The sequence below is a fragment of the Brachybacterium sp. JB7 genome, from assembly GCF_003335205.1.
GTDB lineage: Bacteria > Actinomycetota > Actinomycetes > Actinomycetales > Dermabacteraceae > Brachybacterium > Brachybacterium alimentarium.
Window position 1 is genome coordinate 1 of sequence record NZ_QPGN01000060.1, and the last position, 297, is coordinate 297.

Here is a 297-nt window from a genome sequence, read left to right on the forward strand (position 1 = left end):
CGCGGCATGACGAGGTCGAGGATGTGCCTGCGCAAGTGCATGAACTCGGGGCTGGAGCGGGTGCCGATCTGCTCACGCCGTTCGCCAAGCGGCACATCGACGATCTCCTTCACCCGCGCGGGCGAATCGGTGAGCACGACGACCCGATCGGAGAGGTAGACCGCCTCGTCGATGTCATGCGTGACGATGACGACCGTGATGCCCAGATCGCGGCGCACGGCGAGAACCAGATCCTCCAACCCGTATCGGGTCTGCGCGTCGACCGAGGCGAACGGCTCATCCATGAACAGTACGTCC

The 297-nt window shown here is 64.6% G+C and carries 1 pseudogene; it reads right to left on the reverse strand.

Features of this window, described 5'->3' with window-relative positions:
- A pseudogene (locus CIK81_RS17935) lies at positions 1-218 on the reverse strand (ABC transporter ATP-binding protein); the annotation flags it as partial.
- Positions 219-297: the final 79 nt, after the last annotated feature.